Consider the following 25,222-nt stretch of genomic DNA (forward strand, 5'->3'; position numbering starts at 1 on the left):
GACATTTTTGTGTCGCGTTTACGTATCTATTTTTCGACTCGCGGCGCAGTCTTCAGGACCCAGCCTGCCCCGTGGCGAGGGAGCTCGCTCCCGCTGGGGTGCGGAGCAGCCCCTACAGGCGAGCGTATCTATCAGACGAAACGCATTGCCTGGTTTACGGCTGCTTCGCAGCCGAGCGGGAGCAAGCTCCCTCGCCACAGGAACCCGCCGCCACAGCACATGAATTCTCAAAGGCCGAAAACGACAAAGGCCACCCGAAGGTGGCCTTTGTTGCTGGAACGAATCAGTCAGCCGAAGCTTACTTCTTCATTTCCCAGCCAGTCAGCTCGGCCAGGGCCTTGCCGATGTCTGCCAGCGAACGCACGGTTTTCACGCCTGCGTCTTGCAGTGCAGCGAATTTCTCGTCTGCAGTGCCTTTGCCGCCAGAGATGATTGCGCCAGCATGGCCCATGCGCTTGCCCGGAGGAGCAGTCACACCAGCGATGTAGGAAACAACCGGCTTGGTCACGTTTGCCTTGATGTAGGCAGCCGCTTCTTCTTCGGCCGAGCCGCCGATCTCACCGATCATGACGATCGCTTCGGTCTTCGGGTCTTCCTGGAACAGCTTCAGGATGTCGATGAAGTTCGAGCCTGGGATCGGGTCACCGCCGATGCCGACGCAAGTCGACTGACCGAAACCGGCGTCAGTGGTCTGCTTGACCGCTTCGTAGGTCAGGGTGCCGGAACGGGAAACGATACCGACCTTGCCTGGCAAGTGAATGTGACCTGGCATGATGCCGATCTTGCATTCGCCTGGAGTGATCACGCCTGGGCAGTTAGGGCCGATCAGGGTGATACCCAGCTCGTCGCACTTGACCTTGGCTTCCAGCATGTCGATGGTCGGGATGCCTTCGGTGATGCAAACGATCAGCTTGATGCCGCCGAACGCTGCTTCAAGGATGGAGTCCTTGCAGAAAGGAGCTGGAACGTAGATCACGCTGGCGGTGGCGCCAGTCGCGGCTACAGCGTCCTTCACGGTGTTGAACACTGGCAGGCCCAGGTGCTCGGTGCCGCCTTTGCCTGGCGTTACGCCGCCAACCATCTTGGTGCCGTATTCGATGGCTTGCTGGGTGTGGAAACTACCTTGCGAACCGGTAATACCCTGGCAGATAACCTTGGTGTCTTTATTGATCAGGACGCTCATTATTTGCCCTCCGCAGCTTTGACAACTTGTTGAGCAGCGTCGGTCAGGCTGGTAGCAGCGATGATGTTCAAACCGCTTTCTGCCAGTACTTTAGCGCCCAGCTCAGCGTTGTTGCCTTCGAGGCGAACAACAACCGGGATTTTCACGCCCACTTCCTTCACGGCGCCGATGATGCCTTCGGCAATCATGTCGCAACGAACGATGCCGCCGAAGATGTTGACCAGTACTGCAGCGACGTTGGTGTCGGACAGGATGATCTTGAACGCTTCGGTTACGCGTTCCTTGGTAGCACCACCGCCTACGTCGAGGAAGTTGGCTGGCTTGCCGCCATGCAGGTTGACGATGTCCATGGTACCCATGGCCAGGCCGGCACCGTTGACCATGCAGCCGATGTTACCTTCCAGGGCCACGTAGTTCAGTTCGAACTTGGCAGCGTGCGCTTCGCGCGGATCGTCCTGGGACGGATCGTGGAAAGTCTTCAGCTTAGGCTGACGGTACATGGCGTTGGCGTCGATGTTGATCTTGGCATCGAGGCAATGCAGGTCGCCGTCAGCCTTGATCACCAGCGGGTTCACTTCCAGCAGCGCCAGGTCGTGGTCCTGGAACAGCTTGGCCAGGCCAACGAAGATCTTGGCGAACTGAGTGACTTGCTTGCCTTCCAGGCCCAGCTGGAAAGCCAGCTCGCGACCCTGGAATGGCTGTGCGCCAACCAGTGGATCGATGGTGGCCTTGAGGATTTTCTCAGGGGTGTCGTGCGCGATCTTCTCGATGTCCACGCCACCTTCGGTGGAGGCCATGAACACGATGCGACGGCTCGAACGGTCAACGACAGCGCCCAGGTACAGCTCTTTAGCGATATCAGTGCACGACTCGACCAGGATCTTGGTGACTGGCTGACCGTTGGCGTCAGTCTGGTAAGTCACCAGACGCTTGCCCAGCCACTGCTGTGCGAAGGCTTTGGCGTCTTCTTTGCTGCGAACCAGCTTGACGCCGCCCGCTTTACCGCGACCACCGGCGTGAACCTGGGCTTTGACAACCCATTCGCTGCCGCCGATTTTGTCGCAAGCTTCTGCTGCCGCTTCCGGGGTGTCTACCGCGTAGCCTGTGGATACTGGCAGGCCGTACTCAGCGAACAGCTGCTTACCCTGATACTCGTGAAGATTCATGCTTATTACCGTCTTCGTTAGGTACTGCGCATTCGGTGCTGCACCATTGAGTGCCGCACCACCTGTGACTGCTGCTTGCGTAGCGTTCCGGTCGCCCGGTTCGGCTACGCAAGACTGCGTCCAGCGGACATTCCGCGGTGAGTCTTGCTCGCAAGGCTCACGACGGGCCGAACCGCCGTGGTTTCTTATTGTTTATTAACGCTTCTTGCGGTTGGCCACGTGGATGGCGCCGCCATTCACGGCCAGGGCCGCTTCGTGCAAGGCTTCGGACAGGGTCGGATGGGAGAAGACCATCATGCCCAGGTCTTCAGCGCTGGTGCCGAATTCCATACCGATCGCGCCTTGCTGTACCAGCTCGGCAGCGCTTGGGCCAATGACGTGAACGCCCAATACGCGGTCCGTCTTGGCATCGGCGATGACTTTCACGAAACCGCCGGTGTCGTTGGCAGCCATGGCACGGCCACTGGCGGCGAACGGGAAGGTGCCGACGTTAACTTCAACGCCTTCGGCTTTCAAGGCCTGCTCGGTTTTACCGACCCATGCGATTTCCGGGTGGGTGTAGATAACCGACGGGATCAGGTCGTAGTTCATCTGGGCCTTGTGGCCCTTGATGCGCTCGACAACCATGATGCCTTCCTCGGACGCCTTGTGCGCCAGCATCATGCCGCGAACCACGTCACCGATGGCGTAGACGCCCGGTACGGTAGTGGCGCAGAAATCGTCAACCTGGATGAAACCACGCTCATCGATTTCAACGCCGCTATCGGCAGCCAGCAGATCGGTGGTCACCGGACGACGGCCGACCGCAACGATCAGTTTGTCGAAAGTGATGGTCTGTTCGCCATCGGCGTCGGTGTAGTTGACCACGACTTCTTCGCCGTTGACTTTCGAACCGGTCACGCGAGCGCCCAGCTTGATGTCCAGGCCTTGCTTGGTCAGGGTCTTCAGCGCTTCCTTGGAGACTGCGGTGTCGGCAGCCATCAGGAAGGTGTCGAGGGCTTCCAGCACGGTCACTTGCGCGCCCAGGCGCGACCATACCGAACCCAGCTCGAGGCCGATCACGCCGGCACCGATGACGCCCAGGCGCTTAGGCACGGACTGGAATTCCAGGGCGCCGGTGGAATCGACGATCACGTTCTGATCGACCGGGGCTGGCGGGATGTCGATCGGGCGCGAGCCCGGTGCCAGGATGACGTTCTCGGCTTCGATGACTTCAACCGAACCGTCTGGCTTGGTCACTTCGACCTTCTTGCCCAGCAGCAGCTTGCCGTGGCCCTGGATCGAGGTTACGCCGTTGGCCTTGAACAGGGTGGCAACACCGCTGGTCAGGTTCTTGACGATGCCAGCCTTGCGGCCAACCATCGCGGCGACGTCCATCTTCACTTCGCCGGTGGAGATGCCGTGGACGTTGAAGCTTTCTTTCGCTTCCTTGTATTTCCAGGAACTGTCCAGCAGCGCCTTGGAAGGAATGCAGCCGACGTTCAGGCAAGTACCGCCGAGGGCCTGTTTGCCCTCCGCGTCGGTGTATTTCTCGATGCAGGCAGTGCTAAGGCCAAGTTGTGCAGCCTTGATGGCCGCTACATAGCCGCCAGGGCCCGCACCAATCACTACCACGTCGAATTTCTGAGTCATGAGTCATTCCTTTTCGAATCAAACCGGACGGCCGCTTGTGGCGACCGTCGTGGGACGAGACCGATTGTTTCAGCAAGAGGCCGGTCGACAGACCGGCCCTCGCGGCGAGATCAGATGTCCAGCAGCAGACGAGCCGGATCTTCAAGCAGGTTCTTGATGGTTACCAGGAAAGTCACGGCTTCTTTACCGTCGATCAGGCGGTGATCGTAGGACAGCGCCAGGTACATCATCGGACGAATCACAACCTGGCCATTGACCGCCATCGGACGCTGGATGATGTTGTGCATACCCAGGATCGCCGCTTGCGGTGGGTTGACGATCGGGGTCGACATCATCGAACCGAATGTACCACCGTTGGTGATGGTGAACGTACCGCCGGTCATCTCGTCGATGGACAGCTTGCCGTCACGGGCCTTCTTGCCGAAGGTGGCGATGCCGCCTTCGATTTCGGCCAGGCTCATCAGCTCGGCGTTACGCAGCACCGGAACCACCAGGCCACGGTCGCTGGAGACCGCGACACCGATGTCGGCATAGCCGTGGTAGACGATGTCGGAACCGTCGATCGACGCGTTGACGGCCGGGAAGCGTTTCAGCGCTTCGGTGGCTGCCTTGACGAAGAACGACATGAAGCCCAGGCGCACGCCGTCGTGGGACTTCTCGAACAGGTCCTTGTACTTCGAACGCAGGGCCATGACTTCGGTCATGTCGACTTCGTTGAAGGTGGTCAGCATGGCCATGTTCGACTGGGCTTCGACCAGGCGCTTGGCCACGGTGGCGCGAACGCGGGTCATCGGTACACGCTTCTCGGTGCGGTCGCCGGCGGCAAACACAGGCGCAGCGGCGGCCGGAGCGGCAGCCTTGGCCGGAGCAGCGGCCGCTGGAGCGGCTTTCTTCGCGGCAACGGCAGCCACGACGTCTTCCTTGGTCACGCGACCGCCTTTGCCGGTGCCGGCAACGGAAGCGATGTTGATGCCGTTTTCTTCAGCGATCTTGCGGGCAGCCGGCGCAGCGACTGGATCGTCTTCGCCGTCGGCAGCCGGAGCAGCAGCCTGGGCGGCGGCCGGCGCGGCAGCAGCGGCCGGAGCAGCGGCGGCAGCGCCACCTTCAACGATCGAGCCCAGCACTTCGTCGGACAGAACGGTGTCGCCTTCGTTCTTGACGATCTCGCCCAGCACGCCGTCGGCGGTCGCCAGGACTTCCAGCACGACCTTGTCGGTCTCGATGTCGACGATCAGTTCGTCACGCTTGATGGCCTCGCCCGGTTTTTTGTGCCAGGTGGCAACGGTGCCATCGGCAACCGATTCCGGGAAAGTGGGGGCTTTGATCTCGATAGCCATTATCTGTGGTTCCTTAAATTCGGTTTCAGGTGCGCGAAGGCATTAAACAGTGAAGGCATCTTGCAGCAGTTTTTCCTGCTGCTCGGCGTGCATCGACGCATAACCACACGCAGGTGCAGCAGAAGCATCACGGCCGGCATATTCCAGGCCCAGGGCCTTGTTATGGTTGCCGATGCTGCGACGCAGGTGATGCTGGCTGCTGTACCACGCGCCCTGGTTCATCGGTTCTTCCTGGCACCACACCACGTGGGTGAGGTTGGTGTAAGGCGCGATGGCCTCCATCAGGTCTTCTTCCGGGAACGGATAGAGCTGCTCGATACGCACGATGGCGATGTCTTCGCGGCCTTCGGCACGACGTTTTTCCAGAAGGTCATAGTAGACCTTGCCGCTGCACAGGATCAGGCGAGTCACCTTGGCCGCGTCCAGCGTGTCGATTTCTGAAATAACGGTCTGGAACGAGCCTTCGGCCAGGTCCTCGAGCGTGGAGATCGCCAGTTTGTGGCGCAACAGCGACTTGGGCGTCAGCACGATCAGCGGCTTGCGCAGCGGACGGATGACCTGGCGACGCAGCAGGTGGTAGATCTGCGCCGGGGTCGTCGGTACGCACACTTGCACGTTGTGCTCGGCGCACAGCTGCAGGTAACGCTCCAGACGTGCCGAGGAGTGCTCCGGCCCCTGCCCTTCATAACCGTGTGGCAACAGCATGGTCAGGCCGCAGAGACGACCCCACTTGTGCTCGCCGCTGGTGATGAACTGGTCGACAACCACCTGGGCACCGTTGGCGAAGTCGCCGAACTGGGCTTCCCAGATCACCAGCGCATTCGGCTCGGTGGTGGAATAACCGTATTCGAACGCCAGGACGGCTTCCTCGGACAGCAGCGAATCGTACAGGTCGAAACGTGGCTGGCCCTTGTACAGGTGTTGCAGCGGAATGTAGGTGCTGGCGTCTTTCTGGTTGTGCAGCGCCGCATGGCGGTGCGAGAAAGTACCGCGGCCTACGTCCTGGCCGGTGATGCGGATCGGGTGACCTTCGAACGCCAGGGTCGCGTACGCCATGGTTTCGGCATAGCCCCAGTTGATCGGCAGGCCGCCGGCTTGCATCTTCTGACGGTCTTCGTAGATCTTGGCGACCTGGCGCTGGACCACGAAGCCTTCCGGGATTTCCAGCAGCTTGGCGGACAGTTCCTGCAAGGTCTTGAGGTCGAAACGCGTGTCGTGACGAGCGGTCCAGGCGTGGCCCAGGTAAGGACGCCAGTCCACGAACAACTCTTTGTTCGGCTCCTTGACCAGGCTTTTCACCACGTGCAGGCCATTGTCCAGGGCGTTGCGATATTCATCGACTTTTTCCTGGACGCGCTCGGCGTTCAGCACGCCGGCCTGGGTCAGGCGCTCGGCATACAGTTCACGGGTGGTGCGCTGCTTGGCGATCTGTTGGTACATCAGCGGCTGGGTGCCACTTGGCTCGTCGGCCTCGTTGTGGCCACGACGACGGTAGCAGACCAGGTCGATCACCACATCGCGCTTGTACTGCATGCGGTAGTCGATGGCCAGCTGGGTCACGAACAGCACGGCTTCCGGATCATCACCATTCACATGGAGGATCGGCGCCTGGATCATTTTCGCGACGTCGGTGGCGTACTCGGTGGAACGCGAGTCCAGCGGGTTGCTGATGGTGAAACCGACCTGGTTGTTGATCACGATGTGCACGGTGCCGCCGGTCTTGAAACCGCGGGTCTGCGACATCTGGAAGGTTTCCATGACCACGCCCTGACCGGCGAATGCCGCGTCACCGTGGATGGAAATCGGCAACACCTTCTCGCCGGTCGGATCGTTGCGACGATCCTGGCGGGCGCGAACCGAACCCTCGACCACCGGGGAAACGATTTCCAGGTGGGACGGGTTGAACGCCATCGCCAGGTGGACTTCGCCACCGGTGGTCATCACGTTGGACGAGAAGCCCTGGTGGTACTTCACGTCGCCGGAACCCAGCTCGACCTTCTTCTTGCCTTCGAACTCGTCGAACAGCTCGCGCGGGTTCTTGCCGAAGGTGTTGACCAGTACGTTCAGGCGACCACGGTGGGCCATGCCGATGACGACTTCCTTGGTGCCGTAGGAACCGGAACGCTGGATCAGCTCGTCAAGCATCGGGATCAGGCTTTCACCACCTTCCAGGCCGAAACGCTTGGTACCTGGGTACTTGGTGCCCAGGTATTTCTCCAGGCCTTCACCGGCCGTGACGCGCTCGAGCAGGTGGCTCTTGATGTCGGCGGAGTAGGTCGGACGGCCACGAACGCTTTCCAGACGCTGCTGGAACCACTGGCGCTGCTCGGAGTCGGTGATGTGCGTGAACTCAGCGCCGATGGTGCGGCAATATGTCTGCTGCAACGCTTCGTGAATTTCGCGTAGGCTCGCTTCCTCTTTGCCGATGAACAGGTCGCCGGCACGGAAGGTCGTATCAAGATCGGCATTGGTCAAGCCGTAATGAGTGATCGACAGGTCTGCAGGTGCAGGACGCTGCCACAGCCCCAGCGGGTCCAGCTGGGCTGCCTGGTGGCCGCGCATCCGGTAGGCCTGGATCAGTCGCAGCACTTCGACTTGCTTCTTCTCGTGCTCACTGCTCACGCTACCGGCAGATACCGGTTGGGCGCGGCGCTGGTTCTTCGCCAGCAGCACGAAATGATCGCGAATCGTCGAGTGCGAAACATCAGTGGCAGAGTTACCGTCAGCCGGCAACTTCTGAAAGTAGGTGCGCCATTCTTCTGGCACAGCGTTAGGGTCGTGCAGGTAGAGCTCGTAGAGCTCTTCCACATAGGCAGCGTTACCACCGGAGAGGTGGGCACTGTTCCACATGCGCTGCATCACGCTTTCTTGCATGCTTGGTCACCCTCGATTAGGGGAACACCACCGGCGAAAACACCGAGCAAACTTGCAGAAGTCCGAGTGCAGCGACTAAAACAAGCCACTTAGGATCACGCTGATAGTCCGGGTACCAGCCCGGATGCCCCTGCTTGTCTCATTTCTTCAAAATAAGAACCGCCGCTTTGTGAGCGGCTGTTCTGGTTATGCTACGACGCGGGTTGAAGCCCGCGCCCTAGCCTCTACGGGTACAGCGGTTCTACGGGTACAGCAGCTGAATCACACGCCGTTTTGCAGCAGCATGTTACGTACGTGACCGATGGCCTTAGTCGGGTTCAGGCCTTTCGGGCAGACGTTGACGCAGTTCATGATCCCGCGGCAGCGGAATACGCTGAACGGGTCATCCAGTGCGGCCAGACGCTCGGACGTCTTGGTGTCACGGCTGTCTGCCAGGAAGCGGTACGCTTGCAGCAGGGCGGCCGGGCCCAGGAATTTGTCCGGGTTCCACCAGAAGGATGGGCACGAGGTCGAGCAGCAGGCGCACAGGATGCACTCGTACAGACCGTCGAGCTTCTCACGCTCTTCCGGGGACTGCAGACGCTCGATGGCCGGAGCCGGCGTGTCGTTCTGCAGGAATGGCTTCACCTTCTCGTATTGCTTGTAGAAGATGCTCATATCGACGACCAGGTCACGGATCACCGGCAAACCTGGCAGCGGACGAACGATCAGCTTGTTGCCCTTCACAACGGCCGACAACGGCGTGATGCAGGCCAGGCCGTTCTTGCCGTTGATGTTCATGCCGTCGGAGCCGCAAACGCCCTCGCGGCAGGAGCGACGGTAGGAGAAGCCCTCGTCCTGTTCCTTGATCAGGGCCAGCACGTCCAGCACCATCAGGTCCTTACCACCGGTATCGACCTGGAAATCCTGCATGAACGGCGCAGCGTCCTGATCAGGGTTGTAGCGATAAACACTGACTTGCAACATAGCGGTCACCCTTAATAAGTCCGGACTTTTGGTTCGAAAGTCGGAACAGTCTTCGGCGAGAAGTTCACGGCACGCTTGGCGACGCGTTTTTCACCCGGGAAGTACAAGGTGTGGCACAGCCAGTTTTCGTCGTCTCGGTCTTCGTAGTCTTCGCGGGCGTGGGCGCCACGGGACTCTTTACGCACTTCTGCGGCGATGGCGGTGGCTTCGGCCACTTCCAGCAGGTTCTGCAACTCCAGCGCTTCGATACGGGCGGTGTTGAACGCCTGCGATTTATCGTTGATCTTCACGTTGGCGATTCGTTCACGCAATTGCGCCAGCTGGGCAATACCCTTCTGCATGTATTCGCCGGTACGGAATACACCGAAGTAGTTCTGCATGCAGCTTTGCAGCTCGCGACGCAGGGTGGCGACGTCTTCGCCATCGGTGCGCTCGTTCAGGGCGGACAGACGGGCCAGGGCCGCGTTGATGTCGGCGTCGGTGGCGTCGTCGTATTCGATACCGTCGCTCAGCGCCTTCTCCAGGTGCAGGCCGGCGGCACGACCGAAGACCACCAGGTCGAGCAGCGAGTTGCCGCCCAGGCGGTTGGCACCGTGGACCGATACGCACGCCACTTCACCCACTGCGAACAGGCCAGGGATGATCTGGTCGACGCCTTCGGCGTTCTGGGTGATTGCCTGGCCATGGATGTTGGTGGCAACGCCGCCCATCATATAGTGGCAGGTTGGAACGACCGGCACCGGCGCGACGACCGGGTCGACGTGGGCGAAGGTCTTGGACAGCTCGCAGATGCCTGGCAGGCGGCTGTGCAGCACTTCCTCGCCCAGGTGGTCGAGCTTGAGCATCACGTGGTCGCCATTCGGGCCGCAACCGTTGCCGGCGATGATTTCCTTGACCATCGAACGGGCAACCACGTCACGACCGGCCAGGTCCTTGGCGTTCGGAGCATAACGCTCCATGAAACGCTCGCCGTGCTTGTTGATCAGGTAGCCGCCTTCACCACGGCAGCCTTCGGTGACCAGTACACCGGCGCCGGCGATGCCGGTCGGGTGGAACTGCCACATTTCGATGTCTTGTACCGGCACGCCAGCACGCAGGGCCATGCCAACGCCGTCACCGGTGTTGATCAGGGCGTTGGTGGTGGAGGCGTAGATACGGCCTGCACCGCCGGTCGCCAGCACGGTGGCCTTGGAACGGATGTAGGTGGTTTCGCCGGTTTCGATGCAGATCGCGATCACGCCGACGAAGGCGCCGTCCTGGTTTTTCACCAGGTCAACGGCGTAGTACTCGTTCAGGAACGTGGTGCCGGCCTTCAGGTTGCCCTGATAAAGGGTGTGCAGCAGCGCGTGACCGGTACGGTCGGAGGCCGCGCAAGTACGGGCAGCCTGCCCGCCCTTGCCGTAGTCCTTGGACTGGCCACCGAACGGACGCTGGTAGATGCGGCCGGTTTCGGTACGGGAGAACGGCAGGCCCATGTGGTCCAGCTCGAACACCGCGGCCGGGCCTTCCTGACACATGTATTCGATAGCGTCCTGGTCACCGATGTAGTCGGAACCCTTGACGGTATCGTACATGTGCCAGCGCCAGTCATCGTTCGGGTCGGCCGAAGCGATGGCGCAGGTGATGCCGCCCTGGGCGGAAACAGTGTGCGAACGAGTCGGGAAAACCTTGGTGATCACGGCAGTCTTGTGACCGCCCTGCGCCAGTTGCAGCGCTGCGCGCATGCCGGCACCGCCGCCACCAATGATGATGGCGTCGAAAGAAATCGTAGGAATGTTAGCCATGAATCAGATACCCCAAAGAATCTGCACACCCCAGACGAAGTACGCGAACATCGCGACGCCGCATACCGCCTGGAAAAGGAAACGTATGGCAGTCGCCGACTTGCCGAACGCCATTTGCGTCAGGTAGTCGGTGGCGATGGTCCACATGCCGACCCAGGCGTGAGCGCCCAGTGCGACAAGGGCCAGCAGACTGAAGATACGCATCCAGTTGTTTGCGAACAGTTCATGCCATTGGGCATAGCCAAGGCCAGGGTTTGCCACGACATATCCGATCAGGAAAATGAAGTAAGCCGCGAGAACGACCGCAGACACACGCTGCGCCATCCAGTCATAAAGGCCCGAACGCGAGAGGTTCGTAACGTTGGTTACCATATCCAGACTCCTGCCAGAACAATCACCACCACGGAAACGGCGATAACGATTTTCGAGCCCAGCTTGCCGCCTTCCAGCGTTTCACCGATGCCCATATCCATGATCAAGTGGCGCACACCGGCAACCAGGTGATACAGCAAGGCGGACAGGATGCCCCAAATCACTAGCTTGGCTAGCGGACTGGTCAGACACGCTTTCACCTGACCGAAGCCTTCTTCCGAGTCGAGCGACTTGTCCAATGCGTAAAGCATGATGGCCAGGCTGACGAAGAGGATGACACCGGAGATACGGTGAAGAATGGACGTGTAAGCAGTGACTGGGAGTTTGATGGTCCTTAGGTCTAGGTTTACAGGTCGTTGGCTTTTCACGGCTTTTTTTTCACACTGAAGAGCCCCTAACAATCAGGGCAAAGTTGTTGCGGCGCGCACTGGTCAGGTACTCACCACCCAGGGAGTGACGACCCCCAAGAAAGCAGGCCCAAAAGCCCCTGGCGGTCGGTGGCCGAGTATAGACAGTTAGGCTACTAATGACAACGCGTTCACCTTCCCCTAATAGCGCATTGCACATACCAGACAAAAGGCGTAAACGGCAGGTAATTTCGCGGAAAAAGTCCGGTTAAAGCCTTCTGGAGCAAGACTTTAGGCAAATTGACTTTCGGATTTATCTCACTATAGTGGTGCGGGCCCTGCGTGGGGGGTCTGTCTGATGATTCCAAGCATTAATAGGAGGCCACATGGCTGACAAAAAAGCGCAGTTGATCATCGAGGGCGCAGCCCCCGTCGAGCTGCCCATTTTAACCGGCACCGTTGGTCCCGATGTAATCGACGTACGGGGCCTGACGGCCACGGGCCGTTTCACCTTTGACCCAGGTTTCATGTCGACCGCCTCGTGCGAGTCGAAAATCACCTACATCGACGGCGACAACGGCATCCTGCTGCACCGCGGCTACCCGATCGAGCAACTGGCTGAAAAATCGGACTACCTGGAAACCTGCTACCTGCTGCTCAACGGCGAGCTGCCAACCGCAGAGCAAAAGGCCCAGTTCGTCAGCACCGTGAAGAACCACACCATGGTTCACGAGCAGCTGAAGACCTTCTTCAACGGCTTCCGTCGCGATGCCCACCCGATGGCCGTCATGTGCGGCGTTGTCGGCGCCCTCTCGGCCTTCTACCACGACTCCCTGGACATCAATAACCCCCAGCATCGCGAAATCTCCGCGATCCGCCTGGTGGCCAAGATGCCGACCCTGGCGGCCATGGTCTACAAGTACTCCATGGGCCAGCCCATGATGTACCCGCGCAACGACCTGAACTATGCAGAAAACTTCCTGCACATGATGTTCAACACCCCGTGCGAGATCAAACCGATCAGCCCGGTGCTCGCCAAGGCCATGGACCGGATCTTCATCCTCCACGCCGACCACGAGCAGAACGCCTCCACGTCCACCGTACGCCTGGCCGGCTCGTCGGGTGCCAACCCGTTCGCCTGTATCGCCGCCGGTATCGCGGCACTCTGGGGCCCGGCCCACGGCGGTGCCAACGAAGCGGTACTGACCATGCTCGATGAAATCGGCGATGTCTCGAACATCGACAAGTTCATCGCCAAGGCCAAGGACAAGAACGATCCGTTCAAGCTGATGGGCTTCGGTCACCGGGTCTACAAGAACCGCGACCCGCGCGCCACCGTCATGAAGCAGACCTGCGACGAAGTGCTCAAGGAACTGGGGATCAAGAACGATCCGCAACTCGAACTGGCCATGCGCCTGGAAGAGATCGCCCTGACCGACCCGTACTTCATCGAGCGCTCGCTGTACCCGAACGTCGACTTCTACTCGGGGATCATCCTCAAGGCGATCGGCATTCCAACCAGCATGTTCACCGTGATCTTCGCCCTGGCGCGGACCGTCGGCTGGATCTCCCACTGGAAGGAAATGCTCTCCAGCCCGTACAAGATCGGCCGCCCGCGCCAGCTGTACACCGGCTACGAGTCGCGTGACATCACCAAGCTGGAAGATCGGCACTAAACCCCAGCCAGAAAAAACGGCCTCTTGAAGAGGCCGTTTTTTTTGGGCTGGGGTTTAGAGCTGCAAGCTGCAAGCTGCAAGCTGCAAGCAAAAAAAATACCCCTGCCTCTCAACAGGGGTATTTTCCTACGCTGCACCGCATCTAACTTGCAGCTTGAAGCTTGAAGCTCGCAACTGCTTCTTAGTGATTTACCGCCCCACTCGCCCCCAGGCCCGTCTGCGAACGCACGAACTGCGGGAAGAACAGCGCCCGCTCGTTGGCCGCTTCAGCCGACTTGTCGGTGATGGAGAAGAACCAGATGCCCACGAAGGCAATGGCCATCGAGAACAGCGCCGGGTACTCGTACGGGTAGATCGGCTTCTCGTGACCCATGATCTGCACCCAGATGGTCGGGCCCAGGATCATCAGGCCCACGGCACTGACCAGGCCCAGCCAGCCGCCGATCATGGCGCCACGGGTGGTCAGCTTCTTCCAGTACATCGAAAGCAGCAGCACCGGGAAGTTGCAGCTCGCCGCGATGGAGAACGCCAGGCCCACCATGAACGCGATGTTCTGCTTCTCGAACAGGATGCCCAGGGCGATTGCCAGCACCGCCAGGGCGATGGTGGTGATCTTCGAGACGCGAATCTCGTCCTTTTCGTTGGCCTTGCCTTTCTTGATCACGCTGGCGTACAGGTCGTGGGACACCGCCGAAGCGCCTGCCAGCGTCAAGCCGGCCACCACCGCCAGGATGGTCGCGAAGGCGACCGCCGAGATAAAGCCGAGGAAAATACTGCCACCCACCGCGTCGGCCAGGTGCACCGCCGCCATGTTGTTGCCACCGAGCAAGGCACCTGCCGCGTCCTTGAAGGCCGGGTTGGTGCTGACCAGCAGGATCGCGCCGAAGCCGATGATGAAGGTCAGGATGTAGAAGTAGCCGATGAAGCCTGTGGCGTACAGCACGCTCTTGCGCGCTTCCTTGGCGTCACTCACGGTGAAGAAGCGCATCAGGATATGCGGCAGGCCAGCGGTACCGAACATCAGCGCCAGACCCAGGGAGAAGGCCGAAACCGGATCCTTCACCAGGCCACCCGGGCTCATGATCGCTTCACCTTTAGGGTGAACCTTGACCGCTTCGGAGAACAGCATGTTGAAATCGAAGTTCACGTGCTTCATGACCATCAAGGCCATGAACGAAGCACCCGACAGCAACAGCACTGCCTTGATGATCTGTACCCAGGTGGTGGCCAGCATGCCGCCGAACAGCACGTAGAGGCACATCAGGATGCCCACCAGGATCACCGCGACGTGGTAGTCCAGGCCGAACAGCAGCTGGATCAGCTTGCCGGCGCCCACCATCTGCGCGATCAGGTAGAACGCCACGACCACCAGCGAGCCGCTGGCCGACAGGGTCCGGATCTGCTTCTGCCCCAGGCGATAGGACGCCACGTCGGCGAAGGTGTATTTACCCAGGTTACGCAGGCGCTCGGCGATCAGGAACAGAATGATCGGCCAGCCCACCAGGAAGCCGATCGAGTAGATCAGGCCGTCGTAGCCGGAAGCGAATACCAGGGCGGAAATCCCCAGGAAGGATGCCGCCGACATGTAGTCACCGGCAATCGCCAGGCCGTTCTGGAAACCGGTGATCCGGCCGCCAGCGGCGTAGTAGTCACTGGCCGACTTGCTGCGCTTGGACGCCCAGTAAGTGATGCACAGGGTCAGGCCGACGAAGGCCACGAACATGATGATGGCCGAGACGTTGAGCGGTTGTTTCTGCACGGCCCCGGTCAGGGCCTCAGCCGCCCAGGCACCCGGGGCGAACGCTGCAATGCTCGAGAGAGCCAGTAGACGCCGGATCATTGCTGAGCCTCCTTGAGAATCGCATTGTTCAGGTCGTCGAACTCGCCATTGGCACGTCGCACGTAGATACCGGTCAGGATGAAAGCCGAGATAATCAGGCCGACACCGATGGGAATGCCCCAGGTGATCGTCGACTCGGGCGCGATCTTGGCCCCGAGCACGTGTGGCCCGTAGGCAATCAGTAGGATGAATCCGGCGTACAGCCCTAGCATGATCGCCGAGAGAATCCAGGCGAACCTTTCCCTTTTTCTCACCAGCTCCTTGAAGCGCGGGCTGTTTTGAATCGAGAGGTAAATGCTGTCGTTCATTGTTTTTATCCTCGCAGCACAATTTAAGTTGGAACGACTCTACTCTATGCGGCCCAAGGCCAGGTTCCAGACGACCTTAGTATTAGAACGACATGACGGTTTTGCCAGTTTCCCGCAAACTTTTGCCATGGCTCTTCTGTGGGAGCGAGCTTGCTCGCGATTGCGGTCGCACATTCAATATAAATGCAAGCAGATATACCGCTATCGCGAGCAAGCTCGCTCCCACTGGAAATTGGCAAGACCGAAAGGTTGCAGACATAAAAAAACCGCATGACACGACGTCATGCGGCTTTCGGGATCACTGGATCAGGCGGATTACTTGCCAGTCCAATCCTTGACGCGGTCCGGGTGCTTGGCGACCCAGTCCTTGGCAGCGGCTTCAGGCTTGGCACCCTCCTGGATGGCCAGCATGACTTCACCGATTTCGTCTTTCGAAGCCCACTGGAATTTCTTCAGGAAGGCAGCCACTTCCGGCGCTTTGGTGTCCAGTTCCTTGCTACCGATGCTGTTCACGGTCTCAGCCGCGCCGTAGACGCCTTTCGGGTCTTCCAGGAAGCGCAGTTTCCACTTGGCGAACATCCAGTGCGGTACCCAGCCGGTCACGGCGATGGATTCGTTCTTCTTCTCGGCACGGGTCAGCTCGGCGATCATGCCGGCGCCGGAACTGGCCTTGAGTTGGTAGCCGGTCAGGTCGTAGTCCTTGATGGCCTGCTCGGTCTTGAGCATCACGCCTGAACCGGCGTCGATGCCGACGATGCGTTTCTTGAAGGAGTCGTCGGTCTTCAGGTCCTCGAGGGACTTGGCCTTGACGTATTCAGGCACGATCAGGCCGATCTTGGCGTCCTTGAAGTTGGGACCGTAGTCGACCACCTGGTCCTTGTTCTTGGCCCAGTAGTCGCCGTGCGTCACCGGCAGCCAGGCCGAGAGCATGGCGTCGAGCTTGCCGGTAGCCACGCCTTGCCACATGATCCCGGTCGCCACCGCTTGCAGCTTCACGTCGTAGCCCAGCTTCTGCTTGATGACTTCGGCCGCGACGTGCGTGGTCGCGACGCTGTCGGACCAGCCGTCAACGTAGCCGATGCTCAGGGTTTTGGTTTCGGCACTGGCCAGTGTGGAGCTGATCGCCAGTACCAGTGCGGCACCTGCGCCCAAGAGTCGTCGCATCTTCATCGTTACTTCCCCGAAAGTGCTGCGCCCGACGGATGCCGAGCAGCGTCAACGTGTTGTTATGGTCACAGCGCCCCCATCACGCTCGCTCACCCAAACCGGTTCGAACGCCAGTGGAGTACTGACGCGTCGATCATCAACCTGCGCCGATCCGTATCCTGCTCTGTCAGCGACCTCGATAAACCGAGAAACGACATCAGAACGCCAGCTGCGACACGCAGCGCCCAACTAGCCATCACCGGGGCCGAACGTGTATCGTCCCGCTACTATTGCACCCACTGCGCGCCTGTTTCGTGCCGATCATGGCACTTGGCTTCGCTTCGGTGGTCATAGGCTGCGAACCTCATTCGGCACCTTCCTCTTAGGGATCTCGTCATGCTCCGTTCCTTGCGCTTCGCTGCCCTCTTCGGCGGCCTTATCCTGAGTGCGTCCGCGCTGGCGGCAGATATTGACGCCGCCAGTTATGGCTACCCCTTGACCAACCCGTTCGAGGCGACCATTGCCACCACCCCGCCGGACCTGCGCCCGGAGTTGCCGCTGATCGAGGACATCAATCAGTCCGACCACAGCCTGAAACTGCGCCCGGAACGCGAGTTCATCCTGCCGGACAACTTCTGGCCGGTGAAAAGCCTCACCTACCGCCTGGCCACCCAGGACAAGCCGGCACCGCTGATCTTCCTGATCGCCGGCACCGGCGCGCGCTACGACAGCAGCCTCAACGAATACCTCAAGCGCCTCTACTACAAGGCCGGCTACCACGTGGTGCAGCTGTCATCGCCCACCAGCTTCGACTTCATGAGCGCGGCTTCACGCTTCGCCACACCGGGCATTTCCAAGGAAGACGCCGAGGACATGTACCGGGTGATGCAGGCCGTGCGTGCGCAAAACCCCAAGCTGCCGGTGACCGAGTATTACCTCACCGGTTATAGCCTGGGCGCACTGGATGCGGCCTTCGTCGCGCACCTGGACGAAACCCGGCGCAGCTTCAACTTCAAGAAAGTCCTGTTGCTCAACCCGCCGGTGAACCTCTACACCTCGATCACCAACCTGGACAAGCTGGTGCAGACCCAGGTCAAGGGCATCAACAGCACCACCACCTTTTATGAGCTGGTGCTGAACAAGCTGACCCGCTACTTCCAGCAAAAAGGCTACATCGACCTCAACGACGCCCTGCTCTACGACTTCCAGCAATCCAAGCAACACCTGAGCAACGAGCAGATGGCGATGCTGATCGGCACGTCGTTCCGCTTCTCGGCGGCCGACATCGCGTTCACGTCGGACCTGATCAACCGTCGCGGCCTGATCATCCCGCCCAAGTTCCCGATCACCGAAAGCACCAGCCTGACGCCGTTCCTCAAGCGCGCACTGCAATGCGACTTCGACTGCTACCTCACCGAGCAGGTGATCCCGATGTGGCGCGCGCGCACCGACGGCGGCAGCCTGTTGCAACTGGTCGACCAGGTCAGCCTGTATGCATTGAAGGATTACCTGCAGGCCAGTTCGAAGATCGCTGTCATGCACAACGCCGACGACGTCATCCTCGGCCCGGGCGACCTGGGCTTCCTGCGCAAGACCTTTGGCGATCGCCTGACGGTTTATCCACTGGGCGGCCACTGCGGCAACCTTAACTACCGCGTCAACAGCGACGCCATGCTGGAGTTCTTCCGTGGCTAAATATCTCCTGCTTATTGCGGCGCTCCTGGGGGCGGGCATGGTGCACGCCGACGACGGCAAGACCGCTGCGCCAGCGGTGGTGGACCCGGATGGCTTCAAGGAACCACTGACCAAGCTCAAGTTCAACCCGGGGCTGGACCAGCGCGAATTCGAGCGCTCGACCCTCAACGCCCTGAACGTGTACGACCCGCTGGAATCCTGGAACCGCCGGGTCTACCACTTCAACTACCGCTTCGACCAATGGGTGTTCCTGCCCGTCGTCGATGGCTACCGCTACATCACCCCGAGCTTCGTGCGCACCGGGGTCAGCAACTTTTTCAACAACCTGGGCGACGTGCCGAACCTGATGAACAGCCTGCTGCAGTTCAAGGGCAAGCGTTCGATGGAAACCACCGCGCGGCTGCTGCTCAACACCACCGTCGGCATTGCCGGCCTGTGGGACCCGGCCACCGCCATGGGCCTGCCGCGCCAGAGCGAAGACTTCGGCCAGACCCTGGGCTTCTACGGCGTGCCGGCCGGCGCGTATTTCGTGCTGCCGATCTTCGGCCCGTCGAACCTGCGCGACACCTCGGGCTTGCTGGTGGACTACACCGCCGAATCGGCGATCAACTTCCTGAACGTCGCCGAAGTCAGCGCCAACCACCCGGAACTGCTGCTCCTGCGAGGCGTGGACAAGCGTTACCAGACCAGCTTCCGCTACGGCCAGCTGAACTCGCCGTTCGAGTATGAAAAAGTCCGCTACGTGTACACGGAGTCGCGCAAGTTGCAGATTGCCGAGTAAATCCCGGTACACCTAAAACTACTGTGGGAGCGAGCTTGCTCGCGATAGCGGTCTTTCAGGCAACGAAGAAGTTGAATGTCAGGCCCTCATCGCGAGCAAGCTCGCTCCCACAGTTTTTGTTTTGCGTTGCCAGGTCTAGCCCTTCAACGCTTTCCAGATCTTGCCCACTGCCATCACCCCCGCCAACACCACCGCACCCGCCACGATCCCCGCCACCGCATTGAGCAACATCGGCACGATGAACCCCGCGCCGCCGGCGCTGGCCGCCACACCTTCGATCCAGTGGTGCACCACCGGCACACCGTGGGTGAGGATGCCGCCGCCCACCAGGAACATCGCCGCCGTGCCGATCACCGACAGGCTTTTCATCATGTAGGGCGCGGCGCGCAGGATGGCGCCGCCGATACGCTGGGCGGCCTGCCCCGGCTTTTGTGTCAGCCAGAGCCCCAGGTCGTCGAGCTTGACGATCCCCGCCACCAGGCCATAGACGCCGGCGGTCATGACAATGGCGATGCCGGAAAGCACGATCACCTGCTGGGTCAGCGTGGCATCGACCACCGTACCCAGGGTGATGGCGATGATTTCCGCCGAGAGGATGAAATCGGTGCGCACCGCGCCCTTGATCTTGTCCTTTTCGAAAGCCACCAGGTCGACCGCCGGGTCAGCCACTGCCTGGGCCAACTGCGCGTGTCCGGCCTGGTCCTCGGCGGGGCTGTGAAGAAACTTGTGGGCCAGCTTTTCAAAGCCCTCGAAGCACAGGTAGGCACCGCCCACCATCAGCAGCGGCGTCACCAGCCAGGGCACGAAGGCACTGATCGCCAACGCCGAGGGCACCAGGATCAACTTGTTGATGAACGAGCCCTTGGCCACGGCCCAGACCACCGGCAGTTCCCGCTCGGCACGCACGCCAGAGACTTGCTGGGCGTTGAGCGCCAGGTCGTCGCCCAGCACACCGGCGGTTTTCTTGGCGGCCATCTTGGTCATCAACGCTACGTCGTCGAGCACGGTGGCGATGTCGTCGATCAGTACCAGCAAACTGCTTCCAGCCATGGAGGGGCTCCTTGAACAATAATGCCGCGCAGCATACCGCGAGCCGCGGCCCTCGGGGCATTCTTGAGCGCCGCGCGAGGCCGGTGCTACCATGCGCCACCGCCAGAACAGGCAAGGAACCCCTGGGTTTATGAGCACTATCCGCGAGCGCAACAAAGAACTGATCCTGCGTGCCGCCAGCGAGGAATTTGCCGACAAGGGCTTCGCCGCGACCAAGACCAGCGACATCGCGGCCAAGGCCGGCCTGCCCAAACCCAACGTCTACTACTATTTCAAATCCAAGGAAAACCTCTACCGCGAGGTCCTGGAAAGCATCATCGAGCCGATCCTCCAGGCGTCCACCCCTTTCAATGCCGACGGCGTACCGAGTGAAGTGCTCAGCCACTACATTCGCTCCAAGATCCGCATCTCCCGCGACCTGCCCTTCGCCTCGAAGGTCTTCGCCAGCGAAATCATGCACGGCGCCCCCCACCTGAGCCCCGACCTGGTGGAACAACTCAACGCCCAGGCCCGGCACAACATCGACTGCATCCAGACCTGGATCAACCGCGGCCAGATCGCCCCCATCGACCCCAACCACCTGATGTTCAGCATCTGGGCCGCCACCCAGACCTACGCTGATTTCGACTGGCAGATCACCGCCATCACCGGCAAGGCGAAGCTGGATGAAGCCGATTACGAAGCGGCGGCGCAGACGATTACCCGGTTGGTGTTGAAAGGGTGTGAGGTGGGCTGATACATCGAGTCGCTGCCTATTCGCGAGCAAGCCCGCTCCCACAGGTGCTGATGGTTGATACGAAAGATATGGACACCGCAACCCCCTGTGGGAGCGGGCTTGCTCGCGAATGGGCCGACTCGATTCAAGCTCAAACCCAGATCGCATCCCACAAAGGATAGTCGCCAAACCGTTTGACCAAACCGGCCCGCAATGGGTTGGCCACGACATACCGGGCAAGCTTGACCAGATTTTCTTCCCGTCGCAGCGCCCGGTCATGGTAGCCCTGCTGCCAGAGACTCCCCGTTCTCCCAGACTTCTCGTTGACGCCCCTGACACTTAAAGATTTCACCTGACACATCAACTGCCCTAAAGAGCCGCGATGCAGTTGGATCAACCAATGAAAATGGTCAGGCATTACGACGAAAGCCAACGAGTCTGCAATGCCACATTTCTCTATTGCCCTGAACTGGTGGATAACTATTCTGCCCAGACCGTAGTCCCTGAAAACAGGTTCGCGCTCCAACGTGTTGGCTGTCAGCAGATAGATGCGATTTGGCTCTGCCCATCGACCGATGCGCAGGCGATGCGAAGCTGAACGTGCAGGCATTCCATCGAGTCCTTTCCTGGATGAAGTCCTGAAAGGCTAGCTTTGGAATTGGAGAATCCTGGGGCCAACCTTTAGCCGGATGTGTCTGGTCGATCGCCTTCGCGAGCAAGCCCGCTCCCACAGGGGGTTTCTGGTGTTCATACATTTTGTGTCCACTAACCTGTGGGAGCGGGCTTGCTCGCGAAGGCGTTCGTCAACTCACCACCGCATCAAGCGCTCATCCCCACATCCGCTCCCAACCCCAACGCCTCGACAGCTCTCACCGCGCACTGCTCATCCACATCCGAAACATCACCACTCACACCAATCGCCCCTAACACCCTCCCGTCCTGATCCCTGATCAACACCCCACCCGGAACCGGTACCACGCTGCCCTGCCCCAGGCTGTTCAGCGCGGCAATGAAGGCCGGGCGTTGTTGGGCGTCCTGGGCCAGCAGGCGCGAGCCCTTGCCCAGGGCGATGGCGCCCCAGGCCTTGCCGATGGCGATGTGGGGACGAAGCAGGCTCGCGCCGTCTTCGCGTTGCAGGGCGATCAGGTGGCCGCCGCTGTCGAGGATGGCGACGGTCAGGGGGGCGGCACTGATTTCGCGGCCGGCGGCAAGGGTTTGGCCGGCCAGGTTGACGGCGACGTTCAAGGTTAGAGCGCTCATGGGTGCTGTCCTTTTTTTGTGATGGGAGAGCCTTTCGGGTTTCACTTCAAGCAAAACCGAACACCACAAATAGAACACAACAAAATATATTTTTGTATACAATAATTATCACAAAGCCCCTACACTGACGAAAAACACCCTTCCCCGTGGGCTTTCGACGAATAAAACAGGCGCTTGAGAAAATGGATTGACCTGCGCCGCTTAGCGTGAATACACTCGACGCACAGCCACTTGTATACAATTACAAAACGTAAGAGGCACAAAACCATGAGCAAAATGAGAGCAATCGAAGCCGCCGTCCTGGTGATGCGCCGTGAAGGCGTGGACACCGCCTTCGGCATCCCGGGTGCGGCGATCAACCCGCTGTACTCTGCCCTGCAAAAAGTGGGCGGCATCGATCACGTCCTCGCTCGCCATGTGGAAGGTGCCTCGCACATGGCCGAGGGCTACACCCGCACCAAAGCGGGCAACATCGGCGTGTGCATCGGCACCTCGGGCCCGGCCGGTACCGACATGGTCACCGGTCTCTACAGCGCCAGCGCCGACTCCATCCCGATCCTGTGCATCACCGGCCAGGCCCCCCGCGCCCGCCTGCACAAGGAAGACTTCCAGGCCGTGGACATCACCAGCATCGTCAAGCCGGTGACCAAGTGGGCGACCACCGTCCTGGAGCCTGGCCAGGTGCCCTACGCGTTCCAGAAAGCCTTCTATGAAATGCGTTCCGGTCGCCCGGGCCCGGTGCTGATCGACCTGCCCTTCGACGTGCAGATGGCCGAGATCGAATTCGACATCGACGCCTACCAACCGCTGCCCCTGGCCAAGCCTGCCGCCAACCGCGTGCAGATCGAGAAGGCGCTGAGCCTGCTGAACCAGGCCGAGCGGCCATTGCTGGTAGCGGGCGGCGGCATCATCAACGCCGATGCCAGTGAGCTGCTGGTGGAGTTCGCCGAGCTGACCGGCATCCCGGTCATCCCGACCTTGATGGGCTGGGGCACGATCCCCGACGATCACCCGCTGATGGTCGGCATGGTCGGCCTGCAGACATCCCACCGCTACGGCAACGCGACGCTGCTCAAGTCCGACGTGGTGCTGGGCGTCGGCAACCGCTGGGCCAACCGTCACACCGGCTCGGTGGATGTCTACACCGAGGGCCGCACCTTCATTCACGTGGACATCGAGCCCACGCAGATCGGCCGGGTATTCACACCTGACCTGGGCATCGTTTCCGACGCAGCCTCGGCCCTGACCTTGTTCATCGAAGTCGCCCGCCAGTGGCAAGCCGCCGGCAAGTTGAAGGACCGCAGCGCCTGGGTGCAGGACTGCCAGCAACGCAAGGCGAGCCTGCAGCGCAAGACCCACTTCGACAACGTGCCGGTCAAGCCCCAGCGCGTGTACGAGGAAATGAACCAGGTGTTCGGCAAGGACACCTGCTACGTCAGCACCATCGGTCTGTCGCAGATCGCCGGCGCGCAATTCCTGCATGTCTACAAGCCGCGCCACTGGATCAACTGCGGCCAGGCAGGCCCCTTGGGCTGGACCATTCCGGCCGCGCTCGGGGTGGTCAAGGCTGATCCGAGCCGCAAGGTCGTGGCGCTGTCGGGCGACTATGATTTCCAGTTCATGATCGAAGAGCTGGCGGTGGGCGCGCAGTTCAAGCTGCCGTACATCCATGTGGTGGTGAACAACTCTTACCTGGGCCTGATTCGCCAGGCGCAACGCGGGTTCGACATGGACTACTGCGTGCAGCTGTCCTTCGATAACCTCAACGCGCCAGAGCTCAACGGTTATGGCGTGGACCACATCGCCGTGGCCGAGGGCCTGGGGTGCAAGGCGTTGCGGGTGTTCGAGCCGTCCGGCATCCAGCCGGCGCTGCGCCAGGCCCAGGCCATGATCGAGGAGTTCAAGGTGCCGGTGATTGTCGAGGTTATCCTGGAGCGGGTGACCAACATTTCCATGGGCACCGAGATCAACGCCGTCAACGAATTCGAAGACCTGGCGCTGGTGGGCAACGATGCGCCGACGGCCATTTCGTTGCTTGACTGACACTGACGCCTCCACAGGCACTGCTGTTCATGAAGGACATCACCGGACCTGTGGCGAGGGAGCTTGCTCCCGCTGGCTGCGCAGCAGCCCATTTTGTGAGTGCTTTGCACTCAAGCGGGAGCAAGCTCCCTCGCCACAAGGGTCCCTACACCTCTACAGGAGATTGTCATGCCGCGTTTCGCCGCCAACCTGTCCATGCTGTTCACCGAGCAGAATTTCCTCGCCCGTTTCGAAGCGGCCGCCAAGGCCGGTTTCAGCGGGGTCGAGTACCTGTTCCCCTACGACTACAGCAGCGCCGAACTCAAGGCGCAGCTTGACGCCCATGGCCTGACCCAAGTGCTGTTCAACCTGCCGGCCGGCGACTGGGCCAAGGGCGAACGCGGCATTGCCTGCCTGCCGGACCGGGTCGAGGAGTTCCGCGCCGGTGTCGACCTGGCGATCGCCTATGCCCAGGTGCTGGGCAACACCCAGGTCAATTGCCTGGCCGGGATCCGCCCGCAGAACTGTGACGAGGCCCTGGTGCAGAAAACCTTCGTCGCCAACCTCAAGTACGCGGCCGAGAAGCTGCAAGCCAAGGGCATCAAACTGGTGATGGAAGCCATCAACACCCGCGACATCCCCGGCTTCTACCTGAACAACACCGCCCAGGCCCTGTCGATCCGCGAGCAGGTGGGCAGCGCCAACCTGTTCCTGCAATACGACATCTATCACATGCAGATCATGGAAGGCGACCTGGCCCGGACCCTGGCCGCGCACCTGGGCGAGATCAACCACGTGCAACTGGCGGACAACCCCGGACGCCATGAGCCGGGCACCGGCGAGATCAACTATCGCTTCCTGTTCGAACACCTGGACAGCATCGGTTATGCCGGTTGGGTCGGCTGCGAATACAAGCCCCTGACCACCACCGAAGCGGGACTGGGCTGGCTGAAAACCCATAACGCGATCTGATGCCGCGCGAGCTTTTGTGGCGAGGGAGCTTGCTCCCGCTCGGCTGCGAAGCAGACGCATGATTTTACCCGGCACGATTTCTGGGGCCGCTTCGCG

21 protein-coding genes are annotated in these 25,222 nt (G+C 60.6%); 6 read left to right on the forward strand and 15 right to left on the reverse strand.

All coding sequences use genetic code 11. The features are described from left to right. Window positions 1-298 precede the first annotated feature (298 nt). The 9 genes from sucD to sdhC all read right to left on the reverse strand — a co-directional run bounded on the left by sucD (window position 299) and on the right by sdhC (window position 11,682). A complete protein-coding gene (gene sucD, locus V3H56_RS19540) occupies window positions 299-1,183 on the reverse strand; it encodes a succinate--CoA ligase subunit alpha (protein WP_003179236.1) in 885 nt (294 codons plus the stop codon). Beyond that, complete coding sequence (sucC, locus tag V3H56_RS19545) at window positions 1,183-2,349, reverse strand: ADP-forming succinate--CoA ligase subunit beta (protein WP_003179235.1); 1,167 nt, start codon at window positions 2,347-2,349, stop codon at window positions 1,183-1,185. Before sucC ends, sucD begins: the two co-directional genes overlap by 1 nt. 195 nt (window positions 2,350-2,544) lie before the next feature. Further along, window positions 2,545-3,981, reverse strand: coding sequence for a dihydrolipoyl dehydrogenase (gene lpdA, locus V3H56_RS19550; RefSeq protein ID WP_047736456.1), 1,437 nt, complete (start codon window positions 3,979-3,981; stop codon window positions 2,545-2,547). A 110-nt stretch (window positions 3,982-4,091) separates the two neighbouring features. Further along, a complete protein-coding gene (gene odhB, locus V3H56_RS19555) occupies window positions 4,092-5,318 on the reverse strand; it encodes a 2-oxoglutarate dehydrogenase complex dihydrolipoyllysine-residue succinyltransferase (RefSeq protein WP_338473774.1) in 1,227 nt (408 codons plus the stop codon). A 42-nt stretch (window positions 5,319-5,360) separates the two neighbouring features. Then, window positions 5,361-8,192: a 2-oxoglutarate dehydrogenase E1 component gene (locus V3H56_RS19560; RefSeq protein WP_042731940.1), complete on the reverse strand. Its 2,832-nt coding sequence runs from the start codon at window positions 8,190-8,192 to the stop codon at window positions 5,361-5,363. Window positions 8,193-8,453: 261 nt separating this feature from the next. Continuing rightward, complete coding sequence (locus V3H56_RS19565; RefSeq protein ID WP_039594133.1) at window positions 8,454-9,158, reverse strand: succinate dehydrogenase iron-sulfur subunit; 705 nt, start codon at window positions 9,156-9,158, stop codon at window positions 8,454-8,456. 11 nt (window positions 9,159-9,169) lie between these two features. Then, window positions 9,170-10,942 carry a succinate dehydrogenase flavoprotein subunit gene (sdhA, locus tag V3H56_RS19570; RefSeq protein ID WP_042731479.1) on the reverse strand — a complete coding sequence of 591 codons (1,773 nt, stop codon included), beginning with the start codon at window positions 10,940-10,942 and terminating at the stop codon, window positions 9,170-9,172. A 3-nt stretch (window positions 10,943-10,945) separates the two neighbouring features. Further along, window positions 10,946-11,314, reverse strand: coding sequence for a succinate dehydrogenase, hydrophobic membrane anchor protein (gene sdhD, locus V3H56_RS19575; protein ID WP_042731480.1), 369 nt, complete (start codon window positions 11,312-11,314; stop codon window positions 10,946-10,948). Further along, window positions 11,308-11,682 carry a succinate dehydrogenase, cytochrome b556 subunit gene (gene sdhC, locus V3H56_RS19580; protein ID WP_024780620.1) on the reverse strand — a complete coding sequence of 125 codons (375 nt, stop codon included), beginning with the start codon at window positions 11,680-11,682 and terminating at the stop codon, window positions 11,308-11,310. Before sdhC ends, sdhD begins: the two co-directional genes overlap by 7 nt. A gap of 365 nt (window positions 11,683-12,047) precedes the next feature. Here sdhC and gltA point away from each other — a divergent pair, with 365 nt between their 5' ends. Then, entirely contained in the window at window positions 12,048-13,337 is a 1,290-nt protein-coding gene (gene gltA, locus V3H56_RS19585; protein ID WP_053146079.1) for a citrate synthase, read from the forward strand. Window positions 13,338-13,518: 181 nt separating this feature from the next. On the opposite strand, the gene V3H56_RS19590 is transcribed toward gltA, so the two are convergent. From V3H56_RS19590 to V3H56_RS19600, 3 genes are all read right to left on the reverse strand, one after another. Then, the gene (locus V3H56_RS19590) at window positions 13,519-15,177 is read right to left on the reverse strand and encodes a cation acetate symporter (RefSeq protein ID WP_042731482.1); all 1,659 of its coding nucleotides are present in this window, start codon (window positions 15,175-15,177) and stop codon (window positions 13,519-13,521) included. Beyond that, window positions 15,174-15,485, reverse strand: a complete 312-nt coding sequence (locus V3H56_RS19595) for a DUF485 domain-containing protein (protein WP_042731483.1) — start codon at window positions 15,483-15,485, stop codon at window positions 15,174-15,176. The genes V3H56_RS19590 and V3H56_RS19595 overlap by 4 nt, the downstream gene beginning before the upstream one ends. Window positions 15,486-15,800: 315 nt before the next feature. Next, a complete protein-coding gene (locus tag V3H56_RS19600) occupies window positions 15,801-16,655 on the reverse strand; it encodes a glycine betaine ABC transporter substrate-binding protein (RefSeq protein WP_042731484.1) in 855 nt (284 codons plus the stop codon). A 372-nt stretch (window positions 16,656-17,027) separates the two neighbouring features. On the opposite strand from V3H56_RS19600, the gene V3H56_RS19605 reads away from it, so the two are divergent. Both V3H56_RS19605 and V3H56_RS19610 read left to right on the forward strand, forming a co-directional pair. Continuing rightward, window positions 17,028-18,326 (forward strand): serine/threonine protein kinase, encoded by a 1,299-nt coding sequence (locus V3H56_RS19605; protein WP_042731485.1) that lies wholly within the window; start codon window positions 17,028-17,030, stop codon window positions 18,324-18,326. Next, window positions 18,319-19,107, forward strand: coding sequence for a VacJ family lipoprotein (locus tag V3H56_RS19610; RefSeq protein ID WP_042731486.1), 789 nt, complete (start codon window positions 18,319-18,321; stop codon window positions 19,105-19,107). Before V3H56_RS19605 ends, V3H56_RS19610 begins: the two co-directional genes overlap by 8 nt. Before the next feature lie 135 nt (window positions 19,108-19,242). Here V3H56_RS19610 and V3H56_RS19615 read toward each other — a convergent pair whose 3' ends face one another. Next, the gene (locus V3H56_RS19615; RefSeq protein ID WP_053146073.1) at window positions 19,243-20,157 is read right to left on the reverse strand and encodes a DUF808 domain-containing protein; all 915 of its coding nucleotides are present in this window, start codon (window positions 20,155-20,157) and stop codon (window positions 19,243-19,245) included. A gap of 130 nt (window positions 20,158-20,287) precedes the next feature. On the opposite strand from V3H56_RS19615, the gene V3H56_RS19620 reads away from it, so the two are divergent. After that, window positions 20,288-20,893 carry a TetR/AcrR family transcriptional regulator gene (locus V3H56_RS19620; protein WP_042732390.1) on the forward strand — a complete coding sequence of 202 codons (606 nt, stop codon included), beginning with the start codon at window positions 20,288-20,290 and terminating at the stop codon, window positions 20,891-20,893. Between the two features lie 130 nt (window positions 20,894-21,023). Here V3H56_RS19620 and V3H56_RS19625 read toward each other — a convergent pair whose 3' ends face one another. After that, window positions 21,024-21,482, reverse strand: a complete 459-nt coding sequence (locus tag V3H56_RS19625; protein WP_042732391.1) for a transposase — start codon at window positions 21,480-21,482, stop codon at window positions 21,024-21,026. Between the two features lie 209 nt (window positions 21,483-21,691). Next, window positions 21,692-22,132: a heme-binding protein gene (locus tag V3H56_RS19630; protein WP_047736460.1), complete on the reverse strand. Its 441-nt coding sequence runs from the start codon at window positions 22,130-22,132 to the stop codon at window positions 21,692-21,694. 267 nt (window positions 22,133-22,399) lie between these two features. On the opposite strand from V3H56_RS19630, the gene gcl reads away from it, so the two are divergent. Both gcl and hyi read left to right on the forward strand, forming a co-directional pair. Beyond that, the gene (gene gcl / locus V3H56_RS19635) at window positions 22,400-24,175 is read left to right on the forward strand and encodes a glyoxylate carboligase (RefSeq protein WP_042732393.1); all 1,776 of its coding nucleotides are present in this window, start codon (window positions 22,400-22,402) and stop codon (window positions 24,173-24,175) included. A gap of 168 nt (window positions 24,176-24,343) precedes the next feature. Further along, on the forward strand, window positions 24,344-25,126 hold the full coding sequence (gene hyi, locus V3H56_RS19640; RefSeq protein WP_338473775.1) for a hydroxypyruvate isomerase: 783 nt from the start codon (window positions 24,344-24,346) through the stop codon (window positions 25,124-25,126). Window positions 25,127-25,222: the final 96 nt, after the last annotated feature.

Source organism: Pseudomonas sp. MS646, assembly GCF_036693845.1.
GTDB classification, from domain to species: Bacteria; Pseudomonadota; Gammaproteobacteria; order Pseudomonadales; family Pseudomonadaceae; genus Aquipseudomonas; species Aquipseudomonas chlororaphis_E.